This window comes from Dehalobacter sp. DCM (assembly GCF_024972775.1).
GTDB lineage: Bacteria > Bacillota > Desulfitobacteriia > Desulfitobacteriales > Syntrophobotulaceae > Dehalobacter.
Window position 1 is genome coordinate 3,044,272 of sequence record NZ_CP092282.1, and the last position, 20,240, is coordinate 3,064,511.

Consider the following 20,240-nt stretch of genomic DNA (forward strand, 5'->3'; position numbering starts at 1 on the left):
TAACTTCCAATTTGTTGAGCAGGCCGAATCCTAATCAAAGGAGTCGACCTGCTCTTTTCGTCACATCCCAAGTATAGACCAGATATAGAGCGGAGCCGTTAACGTGAACACCAAACAGGCGAACAGGATCGCCGGCGCGGCCCATTCAAATTGACCATGTTTCCGATAATCAAAGTAAGCCGTACCCAACTTTGCAAAAAAGAACACGGCCAGGACCAAGTCAATGGCAGGAAACACAACCTTGTTGACCACGGTTTTGATCTGGCTGGAAGCGTCGTTCCATGTGCTCTGTATCGCACCAGCCACGTCGCCGCTACCTGCGGCATATGCGTTTGTCGCAAAAAGGCAGGTCAGAAGAAGAGCGACGCAGAGAACCGAGAGAATACGTTTCAGTTTCATAGAATAATTCCACCTTTCTATATAATTGTTTTACATGAAAAAGGACCGCAAAGATGTTACTCTGCGATCCTTTTTCTTTTCTGAGGGTTAGGGTTTTACAGGGGCGATATGCCAGTCCGACCAGAGGTTGCCCTGTATGTTGACAGAGTCTGTGAGGTTCGCTGACAACATTCCGGCTGGCGTCCAGCAGTCAATGAGCCATGTGTACGCCGTGTAACTTCCGTCCGGGAACCAAATGGGTGTGAAGTGTGTCCGGCGATTATAGGTCGAGTATTTGTTGGATGCGAACTCAAACTTGGCGTTGTATCCGGATTGCGTTTGCTCCAGCAGCCGCCAGTATGTCTTATATTGAGATTCAGGGAAATAGGTCACGGCGGTCTGTGCATCTGTCACTGCCGACGACTGGTTGGTACTGACATTTGCCGTGGTGGTCTGGTTGATGCCATAGCCGGATTTCAGGGTCTTACCCGAAGCGGTGGGGTCTTTGGCATCTGGAACGATGCTCATTACGGCGGAAAGGCTTGCTCTATAGGAAATCCAGTCGAACTCCCACCAGCCTTCGTCTACCCAATATCCGGTATCTTCACCCGTAGAAATCCATACCCAATTGGCATGCCACCAGGGGCGCCAGATTCCCCACGATGCAGAGGTATTCTGCGCTTTGCTTGGTACAGATGGTGTGGTGTAGGAGTTGTTGCGGTCATCCGCCACTGGATTGGGCGGATCATTTCCTGAGAGATCGATGATCTTTGCTGTGATAATCCCTTGGCTTGCCGAGCCGCCGCCAGTTACTGATACGCGAATAGTCATCGTTTGCGGAGTGGCCGGTGTTGTCCATCGCACCCACACCAGTTGACTGTCGCCTGACGGATAATAGACGCCGCTTACCGTATAGGTTTGGCCGCCGATAGTAAATTTAACCGTAACAGGATGATCCGGATCGGCCTGTCCGCCCCGCACAGTTACAGAGGTTATTACATCTGTGTTGACGCGGTATTCGTAGTCAACCGTGCTGACTTCGGTAGGGTCCGCTTCAGCTCCATTGAACCGCACGATACCAAGCCCAAGGGATGAGATGATGTCCGTATCCGAGGCGGCAGTAGTTGTGGAGCCGCTCCATGCAGGATAACCGAGATCCGCGGTTTGGAGAAACATCGCCAGTGGCAGATTTTTGTGGCTGAGAGACACCATCTTACTTCGCAAACCGCCATCCAGCTGCTGGTCAAAAAGTGCTGCCTCCGTAGCGGTCAGGGCGTACTTAATCCCGCCGAAAGTCATGTACGCAATGGGTTCTAGTAGAATCTTATACTCGCCATTGATTAATATATCGTAATTCATGCCAGTAACATCAGCAATGCGCATCAGTACATATTCCGAGCAAAAATATCGTTTAATTTCCTCAATGCTGGATTGCCCGCTACCAGAGCTAATAATTCGTGGCAGAGGTATATCAACTTTTATACACAAATACTTTGAAGTAGATGGTGTAATAGATCTTCCATTTGTATACGCTAACTTTGATATTTTCCCGAAATGTACAGCCACCGTAGGTGTTATATTGGTGAAGTCAATGGGAGTCGTGACTGCTGTCTTATCACTTGCCCGAACAACAGTTATCCTGACACCCTCATCCCCGGAATTCCAGTAATTTTCGCCGGTACCACTGCCCATCCCACCGCCTCCGTGGTCTATGTTTCCATCACCTTCAGCGTAGGCTTTAATGGGCGAAAACAAAAATATCAGCAGTACCAGTGTAAGGAAAATGCTGAGTTGTCGTTTCATTTATACCCTCCTTAAACAACAAAAAGCACCGAAACTCGGTGCTTTTTGCTTATTAAAAAACTATACTTCAGTTCATGTTGCCAACCTGTTTATTGATATCACCTTCACCGCCCACGGTTTCTTGATCGACACCCCCACCATTATCGTCAATCCATCCAAAACCGGGTACATAGATTTTTCCGTCCTTCTTATCTCCGGATTTCGGTGTTGAGGATGACGATGTACCGCTGTCAGAATTGGTGACCTTCTGTCCGTCTGGCTTTTGAGAGGGATTAGTTTTTGCTTCCTCCGAAGGCGCAGTGGGTTTCGTCACTTCTGCCTGAATGCTCTGATCAGTTCCAGTGGAATTTCCGGTATCTGTCACCTGAGAAGCTGATTCGGTCGGGGTCGTGGGCTTTACGCTGACTTCCGGAGTTGAAGTCGGAGTTCCCGCAGTCGCAGGAGTTGAAACAGAGGGAGTCACAGTGTTTGTTGCCATAGTGGAAGGCTGCACATCTGCTTCTTTGGGTGCCACTGCTATAAACTGCGAGGCTATCGCTATGACAAGGACGACACACACGACACCGAGTCCGGCAAGCGTGAGCCGCTTTTTTGCTTTTTCTGTCAGTTTCATGGTATGTTACCTCCTTTTAAACGTTGGTTGATAATTTCCTTTTTTCAGTATCACACATTACCACAGACTTTTCCGCAAGTCTATGGGCCATTTTTAAGTTCTTAAAATAAAGGCATATATTTTGCCTGAACCTTAACATTAATGATCATCGGCGGCAGAAGGTTTCCGGCAAAGGATACCGGAACCTCCAGCCGTATCACTGTATCAGCCAGAAAGCCGTTCGTATTGTCAGGATTCGACGGAGCCAGCGGCATGTTCCGAAGGCTGACTGACAGTCCGGATATCCTGAATTCCACGTTGTTTCCGGTATATTTCACTTGGTAGCCGTTCTCCTGCGTAAGCCCCAGCACCTTGTCCAGCCGGCTGTAAATGTCGCCGTAATTGAGACTTTGCTCGAACTCGGCCGCCGAAGGCTGATATGCTCCGCTATAGCCCTCCCTCACGCCGTGATACACGTTTTCATAATTATCATTTACGGTCGATATCACAGCGGATTGAACCGCATCCCTAACACCCTGGGCGATGATCATCAGCCGGATGCCTTCGGAAGCGGCACAAAGGAACAGCAGCAAGGCCAGGGTGACCGCAACGGTGAGGGGAAAGGCCGTCCCTTTCTTGCTTTTGAGTATAGCACATAATTTTCCATTTGTCACTTGTAATACACCTCGCTTTTACCGGACGCTTCAGCCTTCAGAGTAACAGGGAAGCTTCCAAAGCCGCCGAACAGCCCAATATCCGCCTGAGTGGTGAGCGTTACGGTGAATTCCTCGTTCAACTGGATTCTTCCGGTTTTAGACCATGTAATACTTGGAGTCAGCCCTGTCTGTTCCGTCAGGACCTGCGCCCGGAGGGTGGTTTCCGTGCCGACGCACCCGGCGATCTCCGCTTCCCGGCACAGCTCTGAGGCGTAAGTGTCCAGCTTGTTTTTCGTTATGAATACCGGCAGGACGCTGACAGCAACAGCGATAACCAGCATGACACACAGCACCAGCACTGCCACATCGATATACCCCTCACCGCGCTGGGAACGGAGGAGCTTCAGCATAAGCGTACCCCCTCGTTTTGCGCAGGGGTCTGCCCGTCCTCCAGCATGGCATAGTCCCCCTCTCCCAGCCCCTTGTCGGTGATGCTCCAAAGTACATGATCCATTTCGTCGGCATGGGATACATTTTGCTCCGCCAGCCACTGGTCGCTCACTAACTGGAGCGGGTTATCAAACCGGAGCAGGTAATCCGCATAATCCGGATTACAGCCACCCATAAGCTCATCATAGACGAGCTTTACCGCGGCGATCTCCGCGGCCTGCTCAATGAGGTCGGAAGCGGGTCGGTCCTGGAGCTGCTGGAGGTAGGTGCGGTAGTTTGCCTCAATCCGTTCCTGCAGCTTCTTTTCAAGTTTTTTTCTTTCCATATCCATATGGGTTCCTCCTTTTTAAAACATGTTGCCAAGGGACGTTAAGATCTGAACCGCGATGATCGCCATATATGTCAGCAAAAAACACATCAGCATCACGAAGGAAAACACGCGGATTTTCGGCGGGATTTTCTGCGCCTGTCCCTTGAGCCGCTGGAGCTCCAGTGCCTTGAAGTCATGAGCCAGCATCTGAAAATACACGGCGCTGTCATCGCCCCGCAGGACGCCGATGAGTCCTCTTACCACATCGGACAGCATGGGCGAGTTGAGCCTTGCTTCAGACCGGGTCAAGGCGGCCTCGTAGGATGAGGAGCGCATATCGGCCGTCAGCACATCCAGCTCCCGCACGAAAGCAGGACCGGCGTTTTTCTTGTAATTCTCAAGCATGGCGAGTACATCCCGGCTGGATTTTAAGGTCTGCTCAACCGTCGCCACAAACCGGGGCAGCTCGCCTTCGATCTGATCGCGCTTTGCTTTCAGTCGTTCATCGGCCTTGCGGATTTCCTTGAAGTAGGTCAGAATCGCGAGGATGACCAGAATCGGCGTGACCAGAGGAAGCAGAATCAGACATGGAATGACGCCCAGCAGGATGGCTCCGGCCTTGGTGATGGCGTAGGCTGTGTAGACCTCCGGGGTCATGGAGTAGCCTGCCGCCTTGAGGATGTTTTCCATCCTGCTGTGCTTGTACTCATCCATGCGGATATGCTTTGATAGTCTGACCGCGCCGGACATGATCCAGGCTTCTATGGTCTTTGCGGCTTTTTTGCTTCCTTTTCCTGCCCCCAGCATAGCCTTGGCCGTTTTCATGGTGGGCAGCTTCAGAATATCCGAAAGGACAAAAAACAACCCCGTTGCAAGCAGGATTCCTGCTAAAAATAATTGCTTCATCATCTGCGTCACCTCCTGTATTCAATGGGCTTGGTCAGCCGGATTACAAATGCAGTGGAAATAAAGATGGCAGCCGCACAAACCGCCAGAATGATTTGCCCCACCGCCGTATACATCAAGGTGTGGTACCAGTCCTTGTTGAGTAAATACATGATGGGTACATTCCCGACCACCAGCATCGCCATGATAATGAATTCCTTCCGGGGTTCGAATACCAGGTATTCCAGCTCCGCGTTAACAATGCGCATGTCGCTGAGCTTCGACACAATAGGGGTCAGGGTGGTTTTCAGGCTCCGGTCGTACTGGCAGGCGGCGATGGCGTCACACCACTCCCTGAAAACCTCGTTTTCAATTTTCGGCTTCATTGCATGGAGGGCATCGTCAATGTCCGGACTGATGAGCTTGACCTGTGCCAGAAATCCGGCAAAAACACTCCGGACCGGTGGGTTCAGATAGGGGAGACTTTCCTCCACCGCCGTCACGATATCCTCGTTCCGCAGATATGCCGTGGTGATGATGGATAAGGCCGTTTCCAGCTCGGCAGCGATGTTCTTTTTGTAGTGGCTTGATGTCAATCGGACGTACCAGAACGGAAGAAACATCATACCGACTGCCAGCACCGGCACCAGAAAAACATTCCCCATGAGGATGGCAAGGCTGGCGCCGCCGGCAAAACACAGCAGGGATGCCGCGCAGATAAGGGAAAAGCGGCTGCTCCGTCCGGTGATCTTGAGGATTTCCTGCACCTCCGTGATCTCTCGCCGGAAAAAGGACATTTTTTTACGCCGGGCGGCCTCGTTGATCTCTGAACGGATGCTCTTGTTTTTCCGGGTCAGAAACCCGAACAGGCCGTCAGTAAACGATAGCGGTGAAATTCCAAGTAACAGGAAGGCGCCGGCGATCATGCCGACGCAGGCAACTAAGAGAATTGCGGTCATGCCACAGCACCTCCCATCGAAAGAATGTGTTTCAGGGTATCCTGGGGCATGCCGTTTTCCAGCAGACGTCTTTGCAGGCTTTCTGAAATCCCCTGTATTACGCCGTGCCGGCCGCTGATGATGAATTTGCCGTTTTCCATGCGGTTTTCGGTGATATGATACTGGAACAGAGGACGGAAGTTCCTTGTGCCGTCTGGCAGGATTTCGCACTCCATGATCTCCATGACGCGGCGCGCCTTGTTTTCGAGCTGCTTGCAAAACACCACCAGGGGATAGGCTTCCGTCACATAAGCCATGAGGGTTTCGTCAGACATGTCAACGGCGCGTTTGCAGAGTGATACCATCCTGCGCCATGTCGCCTCGCAGCTGTTGGAGTGGATGGTGGTCAGCACGGTAATGCCGGTTCGGGCGGCCTCCTGGGCGGCGTTAGCTTCCGCGCTGCGCATCTCACCGACCACCACATAATCCGGATTAAAGCGCAGGGACATATCCAGCAGGGTGGTCTGCGTGATCCGCTGCCGTTCGTTTTCGCTGTCGCGGGTCAGGGTGTGGATGACGCTATTGCAGACTCTTCCATCCCGCTGGCGTACCAGCGCCAGCTCACGGGAGCCGTTCTCAATGGTAAAAATTCGCTTGCTGTCGGGTATCGTGGTGAGAAGCCAGCCGGCCAGCGTGGTCTTGCCGGAGCTGGTGGCGCCCGCCACGCAGGTGGAAACACCGTAACGCAGGCATTCCGCCAAAAAGTCCAGCATGGGTTCGGTGGCGGTTCCGCCGCCGATGAAGTCCTCTTTTTGCATGGACTGCGGATTGACGATACGGATGCTTGCCGCTACGCCTACATCTTCATCCACCACCGGAGCTTTCAGCACAGCGATGCGGATGTTCTTGGAAAGATGCCCCAGCACGGCGGGACTGGCGTTATCCAGCACCATGCCGGATACATGAAGCATGCGGCGCACCACATTGACGGCATGCTCCGGGCTATCGAAGCGTTCCTTCAGCTTTTTGGTGACGCCGCTGCTGTACTGCACCTCCACATCGTTCCAGGCGTTGACGTCGATTTCCTCAATGCCGGTGCCGAAGATGTACTTAGTTAAAAACGAGAATTCCGCCATCTCGGTGTACAGGGCGTCCACCAGCTGGGCCTGCGCCATGCCGGCCACTGCCAGGCGGTAATCCTGCACATATTTGGTGATATAGCGCTTGACTTGGGCTTTTACTTCTTCCGTACCGCCGTCGGTGATGAGGGTCGCATATTTGCCGGTGATATATTCCTGTACCTCTTGAAGCACCGAATTAAATTCCCTGGTGGCCCCGCCCGGCGAAAAGAACAGCTCCTGATTGCCTGTCATATCAGCCGCAGACAAATGTTCCAGCTGTAAAGAGTCCTTTCTCATACCTCGAACACCTCCTTTGCGATTTTGGCGATCTCCAAGCGGAAGCCACGGCTGTCCTTGAGCGCCAGCTCCCCAAGCAGGTTTCCTGCCAGCGCCAGATTCTCCAGCTCATAGGAATACGGGATTTTAAACGTCATGTTGCCCAGCACCTGCTCGATGTGCTCCCCTGCCTGATTGGTTTTCACGTTTGATGCCACCTTGTATTGCTTATCAGCGTCCCATTTCTGTTCCTGTAACAACGGGAGCTGGCTGGACAGATAGCTGACCGATTTAAGGTCGCAGTTCACCAGCCGGAGGACGGAATCGGCCTCCAGAAGCGCAACCGCCGAGAGGACATCATAGGCAATGTAGCTGCCGCAGTCGATGATGACATACGGGGCAACATCCCGCAGGTGGTCAATGAGTTCAACCGCCAGCTCTGGAGTATAGGGCGGATATGTATACATATTCTCGCCCTTCATCATACCGATGATGGTCAGATAGCCCATCTTCTTGAGGGTGATGCAGTTCTGGCGGATGAGGGTATCGGTGATGTGGGTCGCCGCCAGAATACTGCCCAGGGATCGTTCGCATTCCAGATCGGCAGGCGGACAAATGCATGGCAGCATCGGAGCCGTCATGTCACAAAGAAGCAACACAACGTTGCGCTTATGATCGGCCAGATACTTGGCAAGGCGCACACTGACGGTGGTTTTGCCGCTGCCGGGGCTGCCCCACACGGCCAGAACCTGAACATCCGGTTCCAAGTCCTCCTGGGGCGGCTTCAGCTGGTTTCGGGAGAAAAGACTCCCTTTCATGAAATTCATCATCAGCGCCCCCCACTTTCCATGCTTTGCGATTCTGCAGCGGTATTGGCTGCGGCGGCTTTGGCTGAGCTGCTGGTTGATGTGCCGCCCGCAGCGCTGCTTGTCGATGTGGTACTGCCTGTTGAGGAGGTACTGCTTTGGCTCTGCGAGGGCTTCGGATACAGAGCTTCCAGCAGTTTATCCTGAATGGCAAGGAATTTCTGGGCGCCATCCTTGGTGCCGCGGTATACCAGGGACAGGTGGAGCTTGCCCTCAGAGTCCAGCTCTGCCAAGATTTTCGCCTGCTCCGGCGATACAAGAAGGGTTACGGTGGCGGGAAGCTGCTTTTCATTATTCGAACTTGTGGATTTATCCTTTTGGGTATCAACCTGATCGGTGTCATAGCCGGAACTGGCGGTCACGCCGACAACCTCCACATAGGTCAGCTCGGTGGGGATGACCGTGGAGCCCTGCTTTTTGTAGTCCGGGGCAATGACGCTGACAATATCCCCGGAGGTCAGCTTGCCGGATAAGCCCTCCGCGAAGCTCTTGATGGTGACGGAAATGGCCTGTTTGCTTCCGTTCAGATCGTACAGGTAGGCGTTTTCCGAAGCCGGGCTGTCCGACAGCTTGGCGGCGAGGATGTAATCGCCGGGCGTCAAATCAGCCTTGGCATACTTTCCGATCACCGAATCGGCTTTCGTCATGACGTTTTCGGGCAGGTTGTAGCCGCCTACCTCCACGGTCTGCACCATATCCTTGGTGATTTGTTCGCCGTTTTGGATGTCCTTGACCACCCGGACTACGGTGGTTTTCTGCGACACACTCTGGTTAAAGAGAGGCGTCAGCGCAAAGCAGATAATCAGGGAAAGCACGATGCAGATAGCCCCCAGCACCGTGCGGTTTTTCAAAAAGCTCATAGAATGTTCCTCCTAAAAAAAGAAATAGGCTGTCAGGCAGCCGAGAGAGAAAAAAGGCGCTAGGGGATATGATTTTCGTATATCCCCTCCGCGCGCCTTTTGGATCAGGGTATATATTGCATGAAATATCAGCATGGCGGTAAATCCAAGGATGATCCCCGCCATGCTTTTGTGAAGGCCCAGCACCAGCCCAACGGCAGCGGTGTACTTGATATCCCCGCCGTCCAATCCGCCTAACCGGAGGGCAATGCCGAATAAAAGGACGGCGGTCACGAGCCCCAGCAGCTTTTCCGGCGTGAGGGTCAATAGCCCGGTCAGGGCAATCCCAATACAAACACAATCCGGTATGAGCTGTTTTCTGATGTCACTCACTGAAGCCGCGACCAGCAGAGCGGTAAAAAGGCCGCCCTGCAGCAGCAAGGGCAAGTTACTTACCATAGTTGAACATGTCCGTGATCCGCTGCTTCAGGGTCGGAAGCACCGTTTCTCCGAACAGGGCGTAGAGCCCGGCGAGAACAAGCGCGCCGATTACCACGGCCATCAGGATTTTAATGGCGGTATCCACAAAGCCCTCCCCGCGCTGGGAGCAGAGCAGGGTCTTTGCCGTCAGATACTTCAAGGTCAGATGGTCACGGATATTGACCGCCGTGTTGGACAGGTTTCTCTTGATCTTGTTCAGGAATTTCTTCATTTAAATATACCTCCAATATGTTTTGATAGAATTGTTGTGTGACAAGGATGGCAGGACCTACAGTCCCGCCATCTGCATGCCGGAGCGCTGCTCCGGCGCCTGTTCAAAAGGGGATGCTTCCGCCTTCTGCTGGTTCTGTGCCTGGCTCTGCGTCAGAGCCTGATGGTAAGCGTCAATGACGGCGTTGTTCAGCTGCTCCCGGAATTCCTTGGTTACCGGGAAGCAGATGTCCTTGTATTCACCGCTTCCGGCCTTGTAGCTGGGCATGGCGACGAACAGCCCCTTGGTGCTGTCCATCACCTTCACGTTGCGGATGGCAAAGCAGTCATTCAGATTGACGGATGCGATGGCTCGGATATTGCCCTCCGGCCGGATGGAGCTGATCTTCACATCCACCTTCATGGGCAGGGGCTGTTCCGCGGCGGTCTGCGCATCCTGCTGGGGAGCCTTGGACGTTGCCTGGATTTTACTCATGGTCGATTCCTCCTTTTATAATTTAAAGATGAAAAAACAGCCTTTCGGCTGAGGGTTACTTGGGTCACATACTCATCTGCGGGCCTTGTGTCTGTTCCTGCTCCGATCCCTGAAACGGTATCTCCCGGAAGCCGAAGCGGTCGACATAGTGGAAGGAGCTGCCGGACTCGTCGTACAGCTCTACTACATCAGACATAGAGAGGCTATGTCCCTCGTAGCCGGGCGGGTGGTCCAGGTTGAATTTGGCATAGAGCTCCTCCAGATCGTTGGTTTCCACTTCGCCGTCGTATACCGCTTGGTAATTGGCAGGGTCCGGCTCCCCGAAGCGCTCCGTGAGTTCGTCGTATCCGATGAATTTCATCATGATATCGGCGTCGGGCTTCAGCTGATGCACCCTGCATTTCTTCAGCACCTGCAGGTTGCCCTCCGGGTCGAGCTTACCTGCCGCCAGACGGTCAAAGGTACCGGGCATCCACTCGATGTTAAGCCCTCTGGTGTTTGAAAGATAGGATTTCAGCTCATCGTTTTCAAACATCGGGTCCACTATGGCCGTATCCCGTTTGGTGTCTAGATAGCCCGCCGTATTGCCATAGTAGAGAATGCGGTTGTTTTTGATTTGGATTCCGTTCATATAGCACCTCCTTGCATCACATTCCTCCCATTGTCTGCTCCATGCCAGATTCCTGGGATGCAGACTCCTGAGAAGTCCATCCGGTCATGGATTTGATGACCATGGCTTCCTCCTGGATTTTGGACACGCCCAGCTTTTCGTTGTTGTAATCGGCCAGCTCCCGGTTCTTTTCCAGATTGCCGGTATCCCAATCCGATTTGTAGTATCCGGTTTCGCCATGCTTGACGCAGATCAGGCTCCCATCACTGGTCAAGGTAGAAAAGCACATTTCCGGCAAATCCTGTTCTGCATCCAGGAGCTTTTGAAGCTGGCTCATTTCCTGCTGACGCTTGTCGTAGATATATACATAGGCATTGTAATCGCCCTGGATCGGCGTACACCGCAGACAGTAACGGTAATGCTCGCTTTCTGCAACAAACCCATAGCTTCCTCTGGAGCCGTCACCCAGCTTGCTGTCACCATGGTCGTAGCAATATTCCGACATTACGGAGAGATTTCTCAATGGTCCAGTCTTTCGAAGCTCGTTCACGAAGGACTGAAGCTCCGACTTGAATTCCGGTGTATTCAGCGCGTCCTCGTTGTGCGGCCACCAGGTTGACAAGAACTCCCTGCCTCCATGCCCAAAGTCGACGCGCAGGTGGCCGACCGTTCCGAGTTCATGATCCTTCTCATCCTGAGAATAGAACAGCCCCGCTTCCTCAGTCGAAGCGGGGCGCAGACAAAGCCTTTGGTTTTCAGCGTTCATTGGCGATTCCTCCTTTTCTGCTTTCCGTCAATTCTACAAGGTTACTCAAAGTAGAATGTGACGGAATAAGTGATGTTTGACTTGTTATACATGCACGTATGGTTCGTGTAGTAGTAAAACTCCAGCTGGCTGTAGATTCCGGCCGCCAGTGTACGGCTGAAGGTGATGCCGTTGGTGGTGGTCTGGTAGTCCAGTTGGTCCCACTGTCCGGTCAGGACGTTGTACCCGCGGACGCGGCCGTAATCCTGACCGCTGTGCCCATCAACCGGTGGCACCGTGAACGTATAGCTGGTGATGGTTGCGCCTGCGATACCCTGTTCCAGGATGACCGATTCGGGACCTGTCAGCGTCATGCCGCCACCGTGGGTTGAATCAGATACGAAAAATACAATAGCTGCCCAGGGCGACTCAGCTCCGGTGGAGTCCACCGCCTTGACGCGCACCACATTCTTGCCCAATGGGTAGGCGGTACTGGTTTGAGCCGGCCTACCCTCCCACACATAGGTGATGGCGTCGCCGTCCGGGTCGGTGCTGCTTGCTGTGATAGTGATCGCTACACCGGGAGCTATACTGTTGCCATCCGGCGTTCGGGTAATGACGGGCGTGGTCGGCGCCGAGTTGGTCACTGTGAAGGAGATGGCAGTCCAGTCGGAATAAAGCCCCCAGGCATCCTTTGCCCGGACATAGACTGTATGGCTACCCACGGCATAATAGCTGTCGGAGGTGTTTCCGGAGTATTCCAGGGTAACGGAATCCCCATCCGGGTCGGAAGCGTAGGCATAGAGGTTGACCAGGAGATTACCATCCTTGGCTGTTCTGGTTACCGAGGCGCTTCCTGAAGGCTTGTTTGGCGCGTTGTTGGTGATAGCAATGCCCTGCGAGTAGATGAAGGTTCTGCCTGCGCTGTCGGTAGTGCTGGCCGTCAGGACATAGCTTCCGGTGCTGCTGATGGCTATGGTGCCGCCGCTGTTTGACAGGCTTCCGGTATAGCTGGCCGCGCTGCCATCCTTTGTCAGCGACCAGTTGAGGGTTCTGCCCTCCAGCCCGGAGGTCGACGGTAACGACACGCTGAATCCGGAGCCGATGTGAGCCGAGGAAGGAAGCGTGAACGCAAAGCTGGCAATGGGTTTGACTATTCCGGTTCCGGAGGTGAAAGTGAAATTCCGCCCGTTGGTATCGGTGATCACTGCCTGCAGTTTCACGGAGATGGTTTTATCCGTATAGATACGCAGACTGCCGCCGCTGATTCCGAGGGTGCCTGTTGCATACTCCGTGTAGGGCTTCGCCCCACCGCCATCCACTGAGATATACCAGTTGACAGAGGCTCCGCTCAGCTCGGTGCCGGAGGCGGTGACTGCCATAGACTCGCCGCTGTAGGTCAGCGATGGGATGCTGATGCTCATGGTTGGGATGGGGGATATTGTGAGGCTCCGGCTTCTCGTAAAGGTCCGGCCGGTGGGGTCCGTCATGGTCAGGACGAGTTCATACTGGCCCTTCGAGGGGAAGGTGATCGCGCCGCCATTCTTGGTCAGGGTGCCGGAAACATAAGTAGAATACGGTTTGGCATCACCAGTGCCCTGAATGATCGTCCAGTCCCCGGTGAGATTATCCAGATCGGTACCGCTGACGCTGACCGTCCCGGCTTCCCCGGTGTACCAGGGCTGCGGGATGCTGATGCTTATGGTCGGGATGGGATACACCGTGAAGCTCCGGGTTTCCGTAAAGGTACGGCCGTTGGTGTCCGTCATGGCCAGGATTAGTTCATACTGTCCCTTCGTGGGGAAAGTGATTGTGCCGCCGTCCTTGGTCAGCGTGCCTGTAGCGTAAGTGGAATACGGCTTTGCATCTCCATTTCCTTGCTTGATGGTCCAATCTGCGGTGAGGTTTTCCAGATCGGTACCGCTGATGCTGACCGTTCCTGCTTCGCCGGCATGCCAGGTCTGCGGGAGACCGACTGACATTGTTGGGATGGGAAAGACGATAAAGCTCTGGCTTCGTACAAAGGTGCGGCCGGTGGGGTCTGTCATTGTGAGAATCAGCGTGTATTGTCCTTTTGTCGGGAAGGTGATCGTCCCGCCTGTTTTCGTCAGGGTGCCGGAGGTGTGGATGTAATAGGACTGTGCGCCGCCGTCGCCCTGAATGATCGTCCAGTCTGCGGTGAGGTTATCCAGATCGGTACCGCTGACACTGACCGTTCCGGTTTCACCGGCGTACCAGATCTGCGGAACATCTAGCAGGATGGACGGGATGGGATAGACTGTGGTGGAGGCGCTGTAAGAGAACACACGGCCCAGGGCATCCGTCATGGAGGCGGTCAGGGTGTATTCTCCAACCTCTTTGAACTGGATTTTGCCGCCGTAAGCGTTCAGGCTGCCCTCCAGCGCATCGGTGAGCTCTCTCGGCTTGCCGTCCTTTGTGATCGTCCATTCCACCGGCAGCACATTATTGTTGCCGCGGGTTCGAAGGTCGACAGTGCGGTCGGTATGCGTTGATGCCGGCAGCTCAAAGGAAATATTCAGCACCGGCAGGACTTCGATCTTACCGCCGTCCTCGTAGAGGAACACGCGCCCGGTTTCATCGGTGATCCTTGCAATGAGCTCATAGGTTCCGGCATGTTTAAAGCGGATGGTTCCTCCATCATTGTCCAGAGTCCCGTCGATGTAGGTCGCAAGATCTTGGAATCCGAAGCCGTTCTCCAACAGCCATTCCACTTTTAAGTTCCCTAATTCCAAGGTTTTCGGAATCACAGAAACTTCGGTGTCGGTGTGTGCGGTTTCCGGCAGCTTATATGTGATGCTGGGTACCGGATAGACCTTGATGGGTGAGGTATAGCTGTAGGTCCGTCCCGCCGGGTCGACGAAGGCGGCTTTTAGCACATATTCACCCTTTTCCTTGAAGCGGACGGTGCTGTTCATATCCGTGAGCGTTCCTTCGATGCAGTCGGCAACAGATACAGCTTTGCCGTCTTTTATCAGTGACCATTGGATTTCGGCAGTCCCAAGATTCTGGAATGTGGCCTTTACAAGAACACTCGTATCGGTATGCGCGATCTCCGGCAGATAGAAACCAACGGAGCCCACAGGGTAGACCGTGACGGTCTGTGAGGCTTCGAAGGTACGGCCGGTTTCATCGGTGAGAGTTCCGGTCAGCATGTACACGCCCTTGTCCTTGAACCGGATGCTTCCTCCCGCATCGGTCAGGGTGCCCTCCAGCTCGTCGGATAACACAGCGGCTTTACCGTTCTTGGTCAGGCTCCACACTACGGACAGGCCGCCGTTTTCAGTCAACGTGGTAGATACCTCCACGGTCTTGTCCGTATGGGAAGCAACGGGCAGCGTGAATGTAATACCGACTAACGGGTAAACCTTGGTGCTCTCGGCATGTGTAAAAATGCGCCCGGTTTCATCGGTTATGGTGGCGGTCAGCGTATAGCTGCCCTTGGTCTTGAACACAAAGGTGCCGCCGTCATTCCGCAGCGTACCATCCAGTATGTCTGCAGTCTGGACGGCTTCTCCATCCTTCACCACTGTCCACACGATGTCGTGGCCGTAGAGCTTTTCGAGCGGGAAGGTAAGGGTGACCGACTTGTCAGTGTGAGTTGTTTCCAGCATGTCAAAGGTCAGGTCAATCACGGGATAGACCGTCACCGTTTTGCTTAAGACCGTTTCTTTTCCTCTGGCGTTTTTCGCCGTTGCCGTGAGGGTGTATTTCCCTTCCTCTTTAAACTGGATTGTGCCGCCCTCAAGTCCCAGGCTGCCGGTGACGGCGTTGGCCAGCGCCACCGGCTGCTCAGAGCCGTCCACTGCCGATTTCGTCATTGTCCAGGTGAAGCTCTGCATATATTTCCACACGGGCATCACCTTAATCTCAGTATCGGTGTGTGCGGTTTCGGGCAGGTCAAACCGCACCTGCGCATCCGGGACGTAATAGGAACCGCCGCCTGAACCACCGCCCGGCGTGGGTGTCGGCGTCGGGGTCGGAGACGGGGTTGGTGTCGGCTTTTCCTTATCCGGGTCGGTAGGCATCGGGGTCGGTGTCGGCGTAGTGGTATCGGTTGCCGGGGTTGTTGGGGATGGTGTCGGTGTGGATGGTTTTGGATCGGCCTTGTCGATCATATCATCAGCCTCTCCCTTGGTAACGGGATCGTTGGGATGGATCTTGTCGTCATCAGTGTCCCCTATGATTCCGTCCTCCTTTCCGACGATGACATAGCCCTTGTCATCGTCCGCGATATCCGACTGGTCATCGTAGCCGCTGTGTCCCTGGGTATTTTTCGCTTCCTCGTCCTGGCCCTTGGCCCGCACCATCATTTTAATGATCTCGGCGCGGGTGATGGGCTCGTCGGGCTTGAAGCCGTCCGGGTAATCGGCAGGGTCAATGATGCCGGCGTCAACAAGGGCCTCGATGTACTTCTCCGCCCAATGTCCGTCGATGTCGGAAAAGCTGGGCGTGTCTTTTTCCGATCCGGCGGTGTCCAGCTTCAGTTCCTTTGCCAGCTCCGCGGCGAATTCCCCGCGGGTGATGATGTCGTTCTGCCCTATGAACAGTTCAGGATGCAGGCGATAGGCAATATATAAGCCGCTGGTCACCAGCAGCACCGCCAGAAGAAATACCGCGAGGATACATTTCCTTTTGTCTTTCAGGTTCATAAATTTTTCATACCTCTCTTCCTTTTAAATTTGACTGTGAAAAAACCGGAATCATATTCTCGATTCCGGCTTTAAGTCCTTAATATTTTCATAGCTTCAGCTCCATGCCTCCCGGCTCCTGCCCATCGCGGTGTACATCCAGTATCTCCTGCGTCGGGTAGATGACCTTTCCCTCCACCATTTCAAAGACGCAAAAGTCATCGCGGTCACAGATCATGATCCTGTGCTGGTAGTCCTTCTGCATTTCGATGTAATCCTGTACCTCCTTGGGGCTGCACAGCCATACGCCGGAGGTGTAGCGGCCGTCCGGCAGGTAGCAGTAGCCGCTGAACTGCGGCTCGTTGCCCTTTAAATCCAGCGCGCCGATGGGCCGGATTTGAGAGAGCTGGAGGCGGGCCTTCTCGGAGAGGGCTTCCGGTTTTGCGATGCCGAAGATGTCGCTCCGGTTCCAGCGAACATGTTCGCCATCCGCAAGAGAGACAGTGAAAATGGAACGGCCAATGGGATAGGGATTGCTGCCGTTGCCTCCAGTGCAGAAATAGAGCTGCCGTTCCGCAATTTTGTATTCCTCCGGCAGTGCGGAGGAGTGAAGAACGATCACTTTTCCCGCGATGGACATGTCATAACCGACCTGCCGGCAGTCCTCCTGTGTTAATAGGGTTTTATCACTCATGGCGTTGCCCCTTTCTCTGATCAACGAGTTCCAGGAGCTTTGCGGCAATGGAAATCTGCTTTTCCTCCGGCATCTCCCGGATGGCGGCATGGACATAAGCTTCCACTGCCTCCGGCGACATGTCGCCCACCTCAATGAGATCGACCTTCTTTACGCTGACGGTTCCCTGGCTGACGCCGACCTTGACGATATCGCCGTAGTCCATGCCAGTTGCGGCGCGGAGCTCCTTGGGGATGAGGACGCGGCCTTTGCCGTCCATAATCTTGTATATAGGCTTTGCTTTCATACGAAATAGCCCTCCTTTTTCATGACCTCCCGAACGGTTTCGGGGTGGATACCGAAGGATTGAAACAGGTTTTTGAGACCATCCGGCAGGCGGTTCAGGATATCCGATTCCTTGATGATGATGGCGCCGGGAACGCAGGTGACGTCCAGATCGCTGTCGATGGGAATGCCTGCGGCGTTCAAAAGCTCATGAGGAAGCGCGAAGTCATCCTCCGGCTCACCGTCCTTCTGTTCTGTATCCTCATCCTCGTCACAGTCCGGAGCGAATGCAAAGGTTACCGGGGTATCTGGCGAGACGACCATCACCGGGCAGGGAAGCAGTCCTTCCTCTGAAATCGCCAGAGTCACGGTCATCTCTGAGTCTGGCTGGATAGCCGCAGCGTTGATGAATTCCATGGGCAACGACAGGCGGCCTTCCTTGTCTACGCAAATACGTTTTTCAATCAGTTTCATAATGGTTTTCCTCCTAAATTTGATTTTTGAATGGTTATTCCATGCCATAAAAACCGGCAAGGTCGAAGAGACCCAGCTGGGTCGGCATATCCCGCAGCCGTTCACCGGTGTCGTAGTTGGAGATCAGGACTTCGGCATACTCGCTGCCGTTGTCATAACGCTGGGCCAGATTGTTCAGGCGACTCACTGCCTCGATCCGGAAGTCCTGATACAGCTCCCGTATGAATTCACAGTCGTTGTAGCTGACCAGCCACTTGCCCTGACAACCTGCCAGCGTATCCCGCAGGCGGTAGTGATCCTCCTTGAGAAATTCCACCGCATAGTGACCTTCTGTCAAATAGTACGGCGGGTCGCAGTAGATAAAGGCGTTCTCCCTGTCGTATTGCTTGATTAAATCCTCGAAGTCCTTATTCTCGATGACGGTATCCTTTAATCTTCGGCTGCCCTGCCAGAGCAGATGAAAGGTCTTACGGATATCGAAGGGCTGGCAGCCGTAGCTGGTACAGCCGCTTCCGTAACTGTAGCGTATGAGCTTAAAGAAGGCAGCGGCGCGTTTGATGTCATTCATCTGTGCCTTCTCAATGAGGATGGTTTTGATTTCCTCGAACTGGATCGGAGTCAGCTGCCGCTGGGCCAGCTCCAGTTCCTTCTGCATAAATTCGCTAGTGAATTCCTCCTTCTCCAGATATCGTTTTAGGACCATAAACTCGTCGCGGCCGTTTAATGGAAGGAATCCCAGTTCCGTCAGGAACGCCATCGGCTGGTCGCGGACACAGCGGAACATATTCGTCAGGTCGGAATTATAATCGTTGTACACCTCCATGACCGTGCCTAGGGGACGGCCAAACAGCACCCAGCCTCCGCCGCCGAAGACTTCGACATACCGCCCGTATTCCTTGGGCATCCTTTGGTAAATGAGATCCCGCAATGCTTTCTTGCCGCCCACCCAGCTGATGATGCTGTTCATCGCATCACCTGCCTTTCTTTTTGCCGTGCATCCGATCCAGGTCGGTCTTTAAACAGGAACCGTCAGGACTCCAGCAGATAAAGCCGACGCCGGGATAAGGACAGCCCTCGCAGCGGGAAGGCTCCTTCGGGGAAGGTATCGTAAACTTCGGAGGTCCGGTGATCTCCGCGACTGTTTTTTCTTCTGTTTTTAAATCATGATTCATAGCTTCAGCTCCTTCCTCGGAAAACAAAAAAGGCGCTGCCTTTTTTGTAAAGACAGCGCCATTCTGTTCCGATATGTAGTTGGCCGGTCAACCCATCTGTTGGCCGGTTTGCTTGATGGAAAAGTCCAGGGTCATTTCCTGGTTGTTGCGGCGGATGATGCCATAGGGAGTAGTGATGGCTTTTGCTTCCTGCATCCATTTGGAATCGCAGCGTGAAAAGTGGAGCAGCTTCAAGTCGGGATCGCTTTCCGGAATGTGATAGCGTAGGAGGAATTCCTGCCTTGCATATTCTTCTGGTGAGGATAGGTCAGGATTAAAATCATAGCAGTCCAGGTTTCTGGTCAAGTCCAACGCCTGGTCGATGTCCGAGCAATCGCTGATTTCCAGGGCAGCTTTGAATTTCGGAAGCTCTCCGGCGTTCTCCAGTTCTCGGATACGTTCGGCAAGGAGATTCATTTTATCAATGTCCTCACTGAAAGAGAACGCCTGCTCCAGCATCGGAATGGGACTGGAGCAATGGGTAAACACACATTCCTCCAGTGATACCGCACCCAGCTGCTCCAGTGCCGCGAGGATTTTCTTATCTCCAGCCGGCAGGAGAAGCGGCACAGTCTTATCCGGTTCCTTATCTTCCATATTAAAATCCGCCTCGGCTAGCTGGAGTTTGAAAATATATGGTGCTTCCTCCGGCAGATCGGGAAGGTGAGCGCCGTCATAGATTTGGTTCATAACACCGGAGCCATGCACTACATAATAGCCATTCTTGAATATACCGCCTTCCGCTTTCCGCTGTTCACAGCCTATTTTCTCATAGTCCAGCAGCTCCAGCAGTTCCTTCTGATACTCCGGCGGTATATGATTGATCGCATCGATAAAATCGTTGTCCACATAGAATTTTCCGAGCTCCCGATCATTGTTCACGGGAACCACATGGACATCTTCCAGACTATAAGTTAGATTAATGAGTGCTTTCATGTCCGGCTGTTCATCGCCCATCGCCACACACCCGTTGAAAGCCAGCAGGTCATGCGTGGGCAGATCGCTGATGCGGTGTGCCAAAAAATTTAGTTCGTCGAGGGAAGGCTTCTCCTGAATGAAGTTCAATTCCTCGCCCTGCATATTAAAGCACTCGACAATTTGATATGGCAGACCATCCCTGATCCGGGCGCGATCCATTGCGTCCTGTATCTCGTCCCGGCTGGCGGGAAGGTTCAGGTAAGAGCCGACATATCCCAGCGCGTCATATAAGTCCGACCGCATGAGTGTAACGATCATCACTTTTTCTTTCTGCATTTGATCAACTCCTTTTGAAATAAAAAAACGCCCTTCAGT

Annotated in this window: 23 protein-coding genes; all 23 read right to left on the minus strand. The window is 53.6% G+C overall.

The features are described from left to right. Positions 1 to 60 precede the first annotated feature (60 nt). The 23 genes from LPY66_RS14100 to LPY66_RS14210 all read right to left on the minus strand — a co-directional run bounded on the left by LPY66_RS14100 (position 61) and on the right by LPY66_RS14210 (position 20,201). Positions 61 to 399, minus strand: coding sequence for a DUF3852 domain-containing protein (locus tag LPY66_RS14100; RefSeq protein WP_015261842.1), 339 nt, complete (start codon positions 397 to 399; stop codon positions 61 to 63). 87 nt (positions 400 to 486) lie between these two features. Then, positions 487 to 2,181, minus strand: a complete 1,695-nt coding sequence (locus LPY66_RS14105) for a hypothetical protein (RefSeq protein WP_015261841.1) — start codon at positions 2,179 to 2,181, stop codon at positions 487 to 489. Positions 2,182 to 2,248: 67 nt separating this feature from the next. Further along, the gene (locus tag LPY66_RS14110) at positions 2,249 to 2,794 is read right to left on the minus strand and encodes a DUF6550 family protein (RefSeq protein WP_015261840.1); all 546 of its coding nucleotides are present in this window, start codon (positions 2,792 to 2,794) and stop codon (positions 2,249 to 2,251) included. Between the two features lie 101 nt (positions 2,795 to 2,895). Beyond that, positions 2,896 to 3,447: a hypothetical protein gene (locus tag LPY66_RS14115; protein ID WP_015261839.1), complete on the minus strand. Its 552-nt coding sequence runs from the start codon at positions 3,445 to 3,447 to the stop codon at positions 2,896 to 2,898. Beyond that, positions 3,444 to 3,839: a DUF4320 family protein gene (locus LPY66_RS14120; RefSeq protein WP_015261838.1), complete on the minus strand. Its 396-nt coding sequence runs from the start codon at positions 3,837 to 3,839 to the stop codon at positions 3,444 to 3,446. The genes LPY66_RS14115 and LPY66_RS14120 overlap by 4 nt, the downstream gene beginning before the upstream one ends. Further along, complete coding sequence (locus LPY66_RS14125) at positions 3,833 to 4,210, minus strand: hypothetical protein (protein WP_015261837.1); 378 nt, start codon at positions 4,208 to 4,210, stop codon at positions 3,833 to 3,835. Before LPY66_RS14125 ends, LPY66_RS14120 begins: the two co-directional genes overlap by 7 nt. A gap of 15 nt (positions 4,211 to 4,225) precedes the next feature. Continuing rightward, positions 4,226 to 5,095, minus strand: coding sequence for a secretion protein F (locus LPY66_RS14130; protein WP_337988094.1), 870 nt, complete (start codon positions 5,093 to 5,095; stop codon positions 4,226 to 4,228). A gap of 8 nt (positions 5,096 to 5,103) precedes the next feature. Then, positions 5,104 to 6,033: a type II secretion system F family protein gene (locus LPY66_RS14135; RefSeq protein ID WP_015261835.1), complete on the minus strand. Its 930-nt coding sequence runs from the start codon at positions 6,031 to 6,033 to the stop codon at positions 5,104 to 5,106. Beyond that, entirely contained in the window at positions 6,030 to 7,430 is a 1,401-nt protein-coding gene (locus LPY66_RS14140; RefSeq protein WP_015261834.1) for an ATPase, T2SS/T4P/T4SS family, read from the minus strand. The genes LPY66_RS14135 and LPY66_RS14140 overlap by 4 nt, the downstream gene beginning before the upstream one ends. Next, the gene (locus LPY66_RS14145) at positions 7,427 to 8,239 is read right to left on the minus strand and encodes an AAA family ATPase (RefSeq protein ID WP_337984924.1); all 813 of its coding nucleotides are present in this window, start codon (positions 8,237 to 8,239) and stop codon (positions 7,427 to 7,429) included. Before LPY66_RS14145 ends, LPY66_RS14140 begins: the two co-directional genes overlap by 4 nt. Continuing rightward, positions 8,239 to 9,135 carry a Flp pilus assembly protein CpaB gene (gene cpaB / locus LPY66_RS14150; protein ID WP_337984925.1) on the minus strand — a complete coding sequence of 299 codons (897 nt, stop codon included), beginning with the start codon at positions 9,133 to 9,135 and terminating at the stop codon, positions 8,239 to 8,241. Before cpaB ends, LPY66_RS14145 begins: the two co-directional genes overlap by 1 nt. Positions 9,136 to 9,147: 12 nt before the next feature. Beyond that, complete coding sequence (locus LPY66_RS14155) at positions 9,148 to 9,573, minus strand: prepilin peptidase (protein ID WP_015261831.1); 426 nt, start codon at positions 9,571 to 9,573, stop codon at positions 9,148 to 9,150. Beyond that, a complete protein-coding gene (locus tag LPY66_RS14160; RefSeq protein ID WP_015261830.1) occupies positions 9,563 to 9,826 on the minus strand; it encodes a DUF6133 family protein in 264 nt (87 codons plus the stop codon). Before LPY66_RS14160 ends, LPY66_RS14155 begins: the two co-directional genes overlap by 11 nt. Before the next feature lie 57 nt (positions 9,827 to 9,883). Continuing rightward, positions 9,884 to 10,300, minus strand: a complete 417-nt coding sequence (locus tag LPY66_RS14165) for a SpoVG family protein (protein WP_015261829.1) — start codon at positions 10,298 to 10,300, stop codon at positions 9,884 to 9,886. Between the two features lie 64 nt (positions 10,301 to 10,364). Next, entirely contained in the window at positions 10,365 to 10,931 is a 567-nt protein-coding gene (locus LPY66_RS14170) for a YodL domain-containing protein (protein ID WP_337984926.1), read from the minus strand. Between the two features lie 16 nt (positions 10,932 to 10,947). After that, a complete protein-coding gene (locus LPY66_RS14175; RefSeq protein WP_015261827.1) occupies positions 10,948 to 11,676 on the minus strand; it encodes a hypothetical protein in 729 nt (242 codons plus the stop codon). Between the two features lie 41 nt (positions 11,677 to 11,717). Then, on the minus strand, positions 11,718 to 16,325 hold the full coding sequence (locus LPY66_RS14180; RefSeq protein WP_337984927.1) for an S-layer homology domain-containing protein: 4,608 nt from the start codon (positions 16,323 to 16,325) through the stop codon (positions 11,718 to 11,720). Positions 16,326 to 16,413: 88 nt separating this feature from the next. Next, complete coding sequence (locus LPY66_RS14185; RefSeq protein ID WP_015261825.1) at positions 16,414 to 16,998, minus strand: hypothetical protein; 585 nt, start codon at positions 16,996 to 16,998, stop codon at positions 16,414 to 16,416. Then, positions 16,991 to 17,284 (minus strand): hypothetical protein, encoded by a 294-nt coding sequence (locus tag LPY66_RS14190; RefSeq protein ID WP_015261824.1) that lies wholly within the window; start codon positions 17,282 to 17,284, stop codon positions 16,991 to 16,993. The genes LPY66_RS14185 and LPY66_RS14190 overlap by 8 nt, the downstream gene beginning before the upstream one ends. Next, positions 17,281 to 17,736, minus strand: a complete 456-nt coding sequence (locus LPY66_RS14195) for a hypothetical protein (RefSeq protein WP_337984928.1) — start codon at positions 17,734 to 17,736, stop codon at positions 17,281 to 17,283. Before LPY66_RS14195 ends, LPY66_RS14190 begins: the two co-directional genes overlap by 4 nt. A gap of 34 nt (positions 17,737 to 17,770) precedes the next feature. Further along, positions 17,771 to 18,703 carry a DNA adenine methylase gene (locus tag LPY66_RS14200; RefSeq protein WP_015261822.1) on the minus strand — a complete coding sequence of 311 codons (933 nt, stop codon included), beginning with the start codon at positions 18,701 to 18,703 and terminating at the stop codon, positions 17,771 to 17,773. A 4-nt stretch (positions 18,704 to 18,707) separates the two neighbouring features. Next, complete coding sequence (locus tag LPY66_RS14205; protein WP_015261821.1) at positions 18,708 to 18,908, minus strand: hypothetical protein; 201 nt, start codon at positions 18,906 to 18,908, stop codon at positions 18,708 to 18,710. Between the two features lie 87 nt (positions 18,909 to 18,995). Beyond that, positions 18,996 to 20,201 carry an antirestriction protein ArdA gene (locus LPY66_RS14210; RefSeq protein WP_337984929.1) on the minus strand — a complete coding sequence of 402 codons (1,206 nt, stop codon included), beginning with the start codon at positions 20,199 to 20,201 and terminating at the stop codon, positions 18,996 to 18,998. Between the last annotated feature and the right edge of the window lie 39 nt (positions 20,202 to 20,240).

Coding starts and splice junctions, on each gene's coding strand:
- LPY66_RS14100 (WP_015261842.1), bottom strand. CDS start 399: ATGAAACTGAAACGTATTCTCTCGGTTCTCTGCGTCGCTCTTCTTCTG.
- LPY66_RS14105 (WP_015261841.1), bottom strand. CDS start 2,181: ATGAAACGACAACTCAGCATTTTCCTTACACTGGTACTGCTGATATTT.
- LPY66_RS14110 (WP_015261840.1), bottom strand. CDS start 2,794: ATGAAACTGACAGAAAAAGCAAAAAAGCGGCTCACGCTTGCCGGACTC.
- LPY66_RS14120 (WP_015261838.1), bottom strand. CDS start 3,839: ATGCTGAAGCTCCTCCGTTCCCAGCGCGGTGAGGGGTATATCGATGTG.
- LPY66_RS14125 (WP_015261837.1), bottom strand. CDS start 4,210: ATGGATATGGAAAGAAAAAAACTTGAAAAGAAGCTGCAGGAACGGATT.
- LPY66_RS14130 (WP_337988094.1), bottom strand. CDS start 5,095: ATGAAGCAATTATTTTTAGCAGGAATCCTGCTTGCAACGGGGTTGTTT.
- LPY66_RS14135 (WP_015261835.1), bottom strand. CDS start 6,033: ATGACCGCAATTCTCTTAGTTGCCTGCGTCGGCATGATCGCCGGCGCC.
- LPY66_RS14140 (WP_015261834.1), bottom strand. CDS start 7,430: ATGAGAAAGGACTCTTTACAGCTGGAACATTTGTCTGCGGCTGATATG.
- LPY66_RS14145 (WP_337984924.1), bottom strand. CDS start 8,239: ATGATGAATTTCATGAAAGGGAGTCTTTTCTCCCGAAACCAGCTGAAG.
- cpaB (WP_337984925.1), bottom strand. CDS start 9,135: ATGAGCTTTTTGAAAAACCGCACGGTGCTGGGGGCTATCTGCATCGTG.
- LPY66_RS14155 (WP_015261831.1), bottom strand. CDS start 9,573: ATGGTAAGTAACTTGCCCTTGCTGCTGCAGGGCGGCCTTTTTACCGCT.
- LPY66_RS14160 (WP_015261830.1), bottom strand. CDS start 9,826: ATGAAGAAATTCCTGAACAAGATCAAGAGAAACCTGTCCAACACGGCG.
- LPY66_RS14165 (WP_015261829.1), bottom strand. CDS start 10,300: ATGAGTAAAATCCAGGCAACGTCCAAGGCTCCCCAGCAGGATGCGCAG.
- LPY66_RS14170 (WP_337984926.1), bottom strand. CDS start 10,931: ATGAACGGAATCCAAATCAAAAACAACCGCATTCTCTACTATGGCAAT.
- LPY66_RS14175 (WP_015261827.1), bottom strand. CDS start 11,676: ATGAACGCTGAAAACCAAAGGCTTTGTCTGCGCCCCGCTTCGACTGAG.
- LPY66_RS14180 (WP_337984927.1), bottom strand. CDS start 16,325: ATGAACCTGAAAGACAAAAGGAAATGTATCCTCGCGGTATTTCTTCTG.
- LPY66_RS14185 (WP_015261825.1), bottom strand. CDS start 16,998: ATGAGTGATAAAACCCTATTAACACAGGAGGACTGCCGGCAGGTCGGT.
- LPY66_RS14190 (WP_015261824.1), bottom strand. CDS start 17,284: ATGAAAGCAAAGCCTATATACAAGATTATGGACGGCAAAGGCCGCGTC.
- LPY66_RS14195 (WP_337984928.1), bottom strand. CDS start 17,736: ATGAAACTGATTGAAAAACGTATTTGCGTAGACAAGGAAGGCCGCCTG.
- LPY66_RS14200 (WP_015261822.1), bottom strand. CDS start 18,703: ATGAACAGCATCATCAGCTGGGTGGGCGGCAAGAAAGCATTGCGGGAT.
- LPY66_RS14205 (WP_015261821.1), bottom strand. CDS start 18,908: ATGAATCATGATTTAAAAACAGAAGAAAAAACAGTCGCGGAGATCACC.
- LPY66_RS14210 (WP_337984929.1), bottom strand. CDS start 20,201: ATGCAGAAAGAAAAAGTGATGATCGTTACACTCATGCGGTCGGACTTA.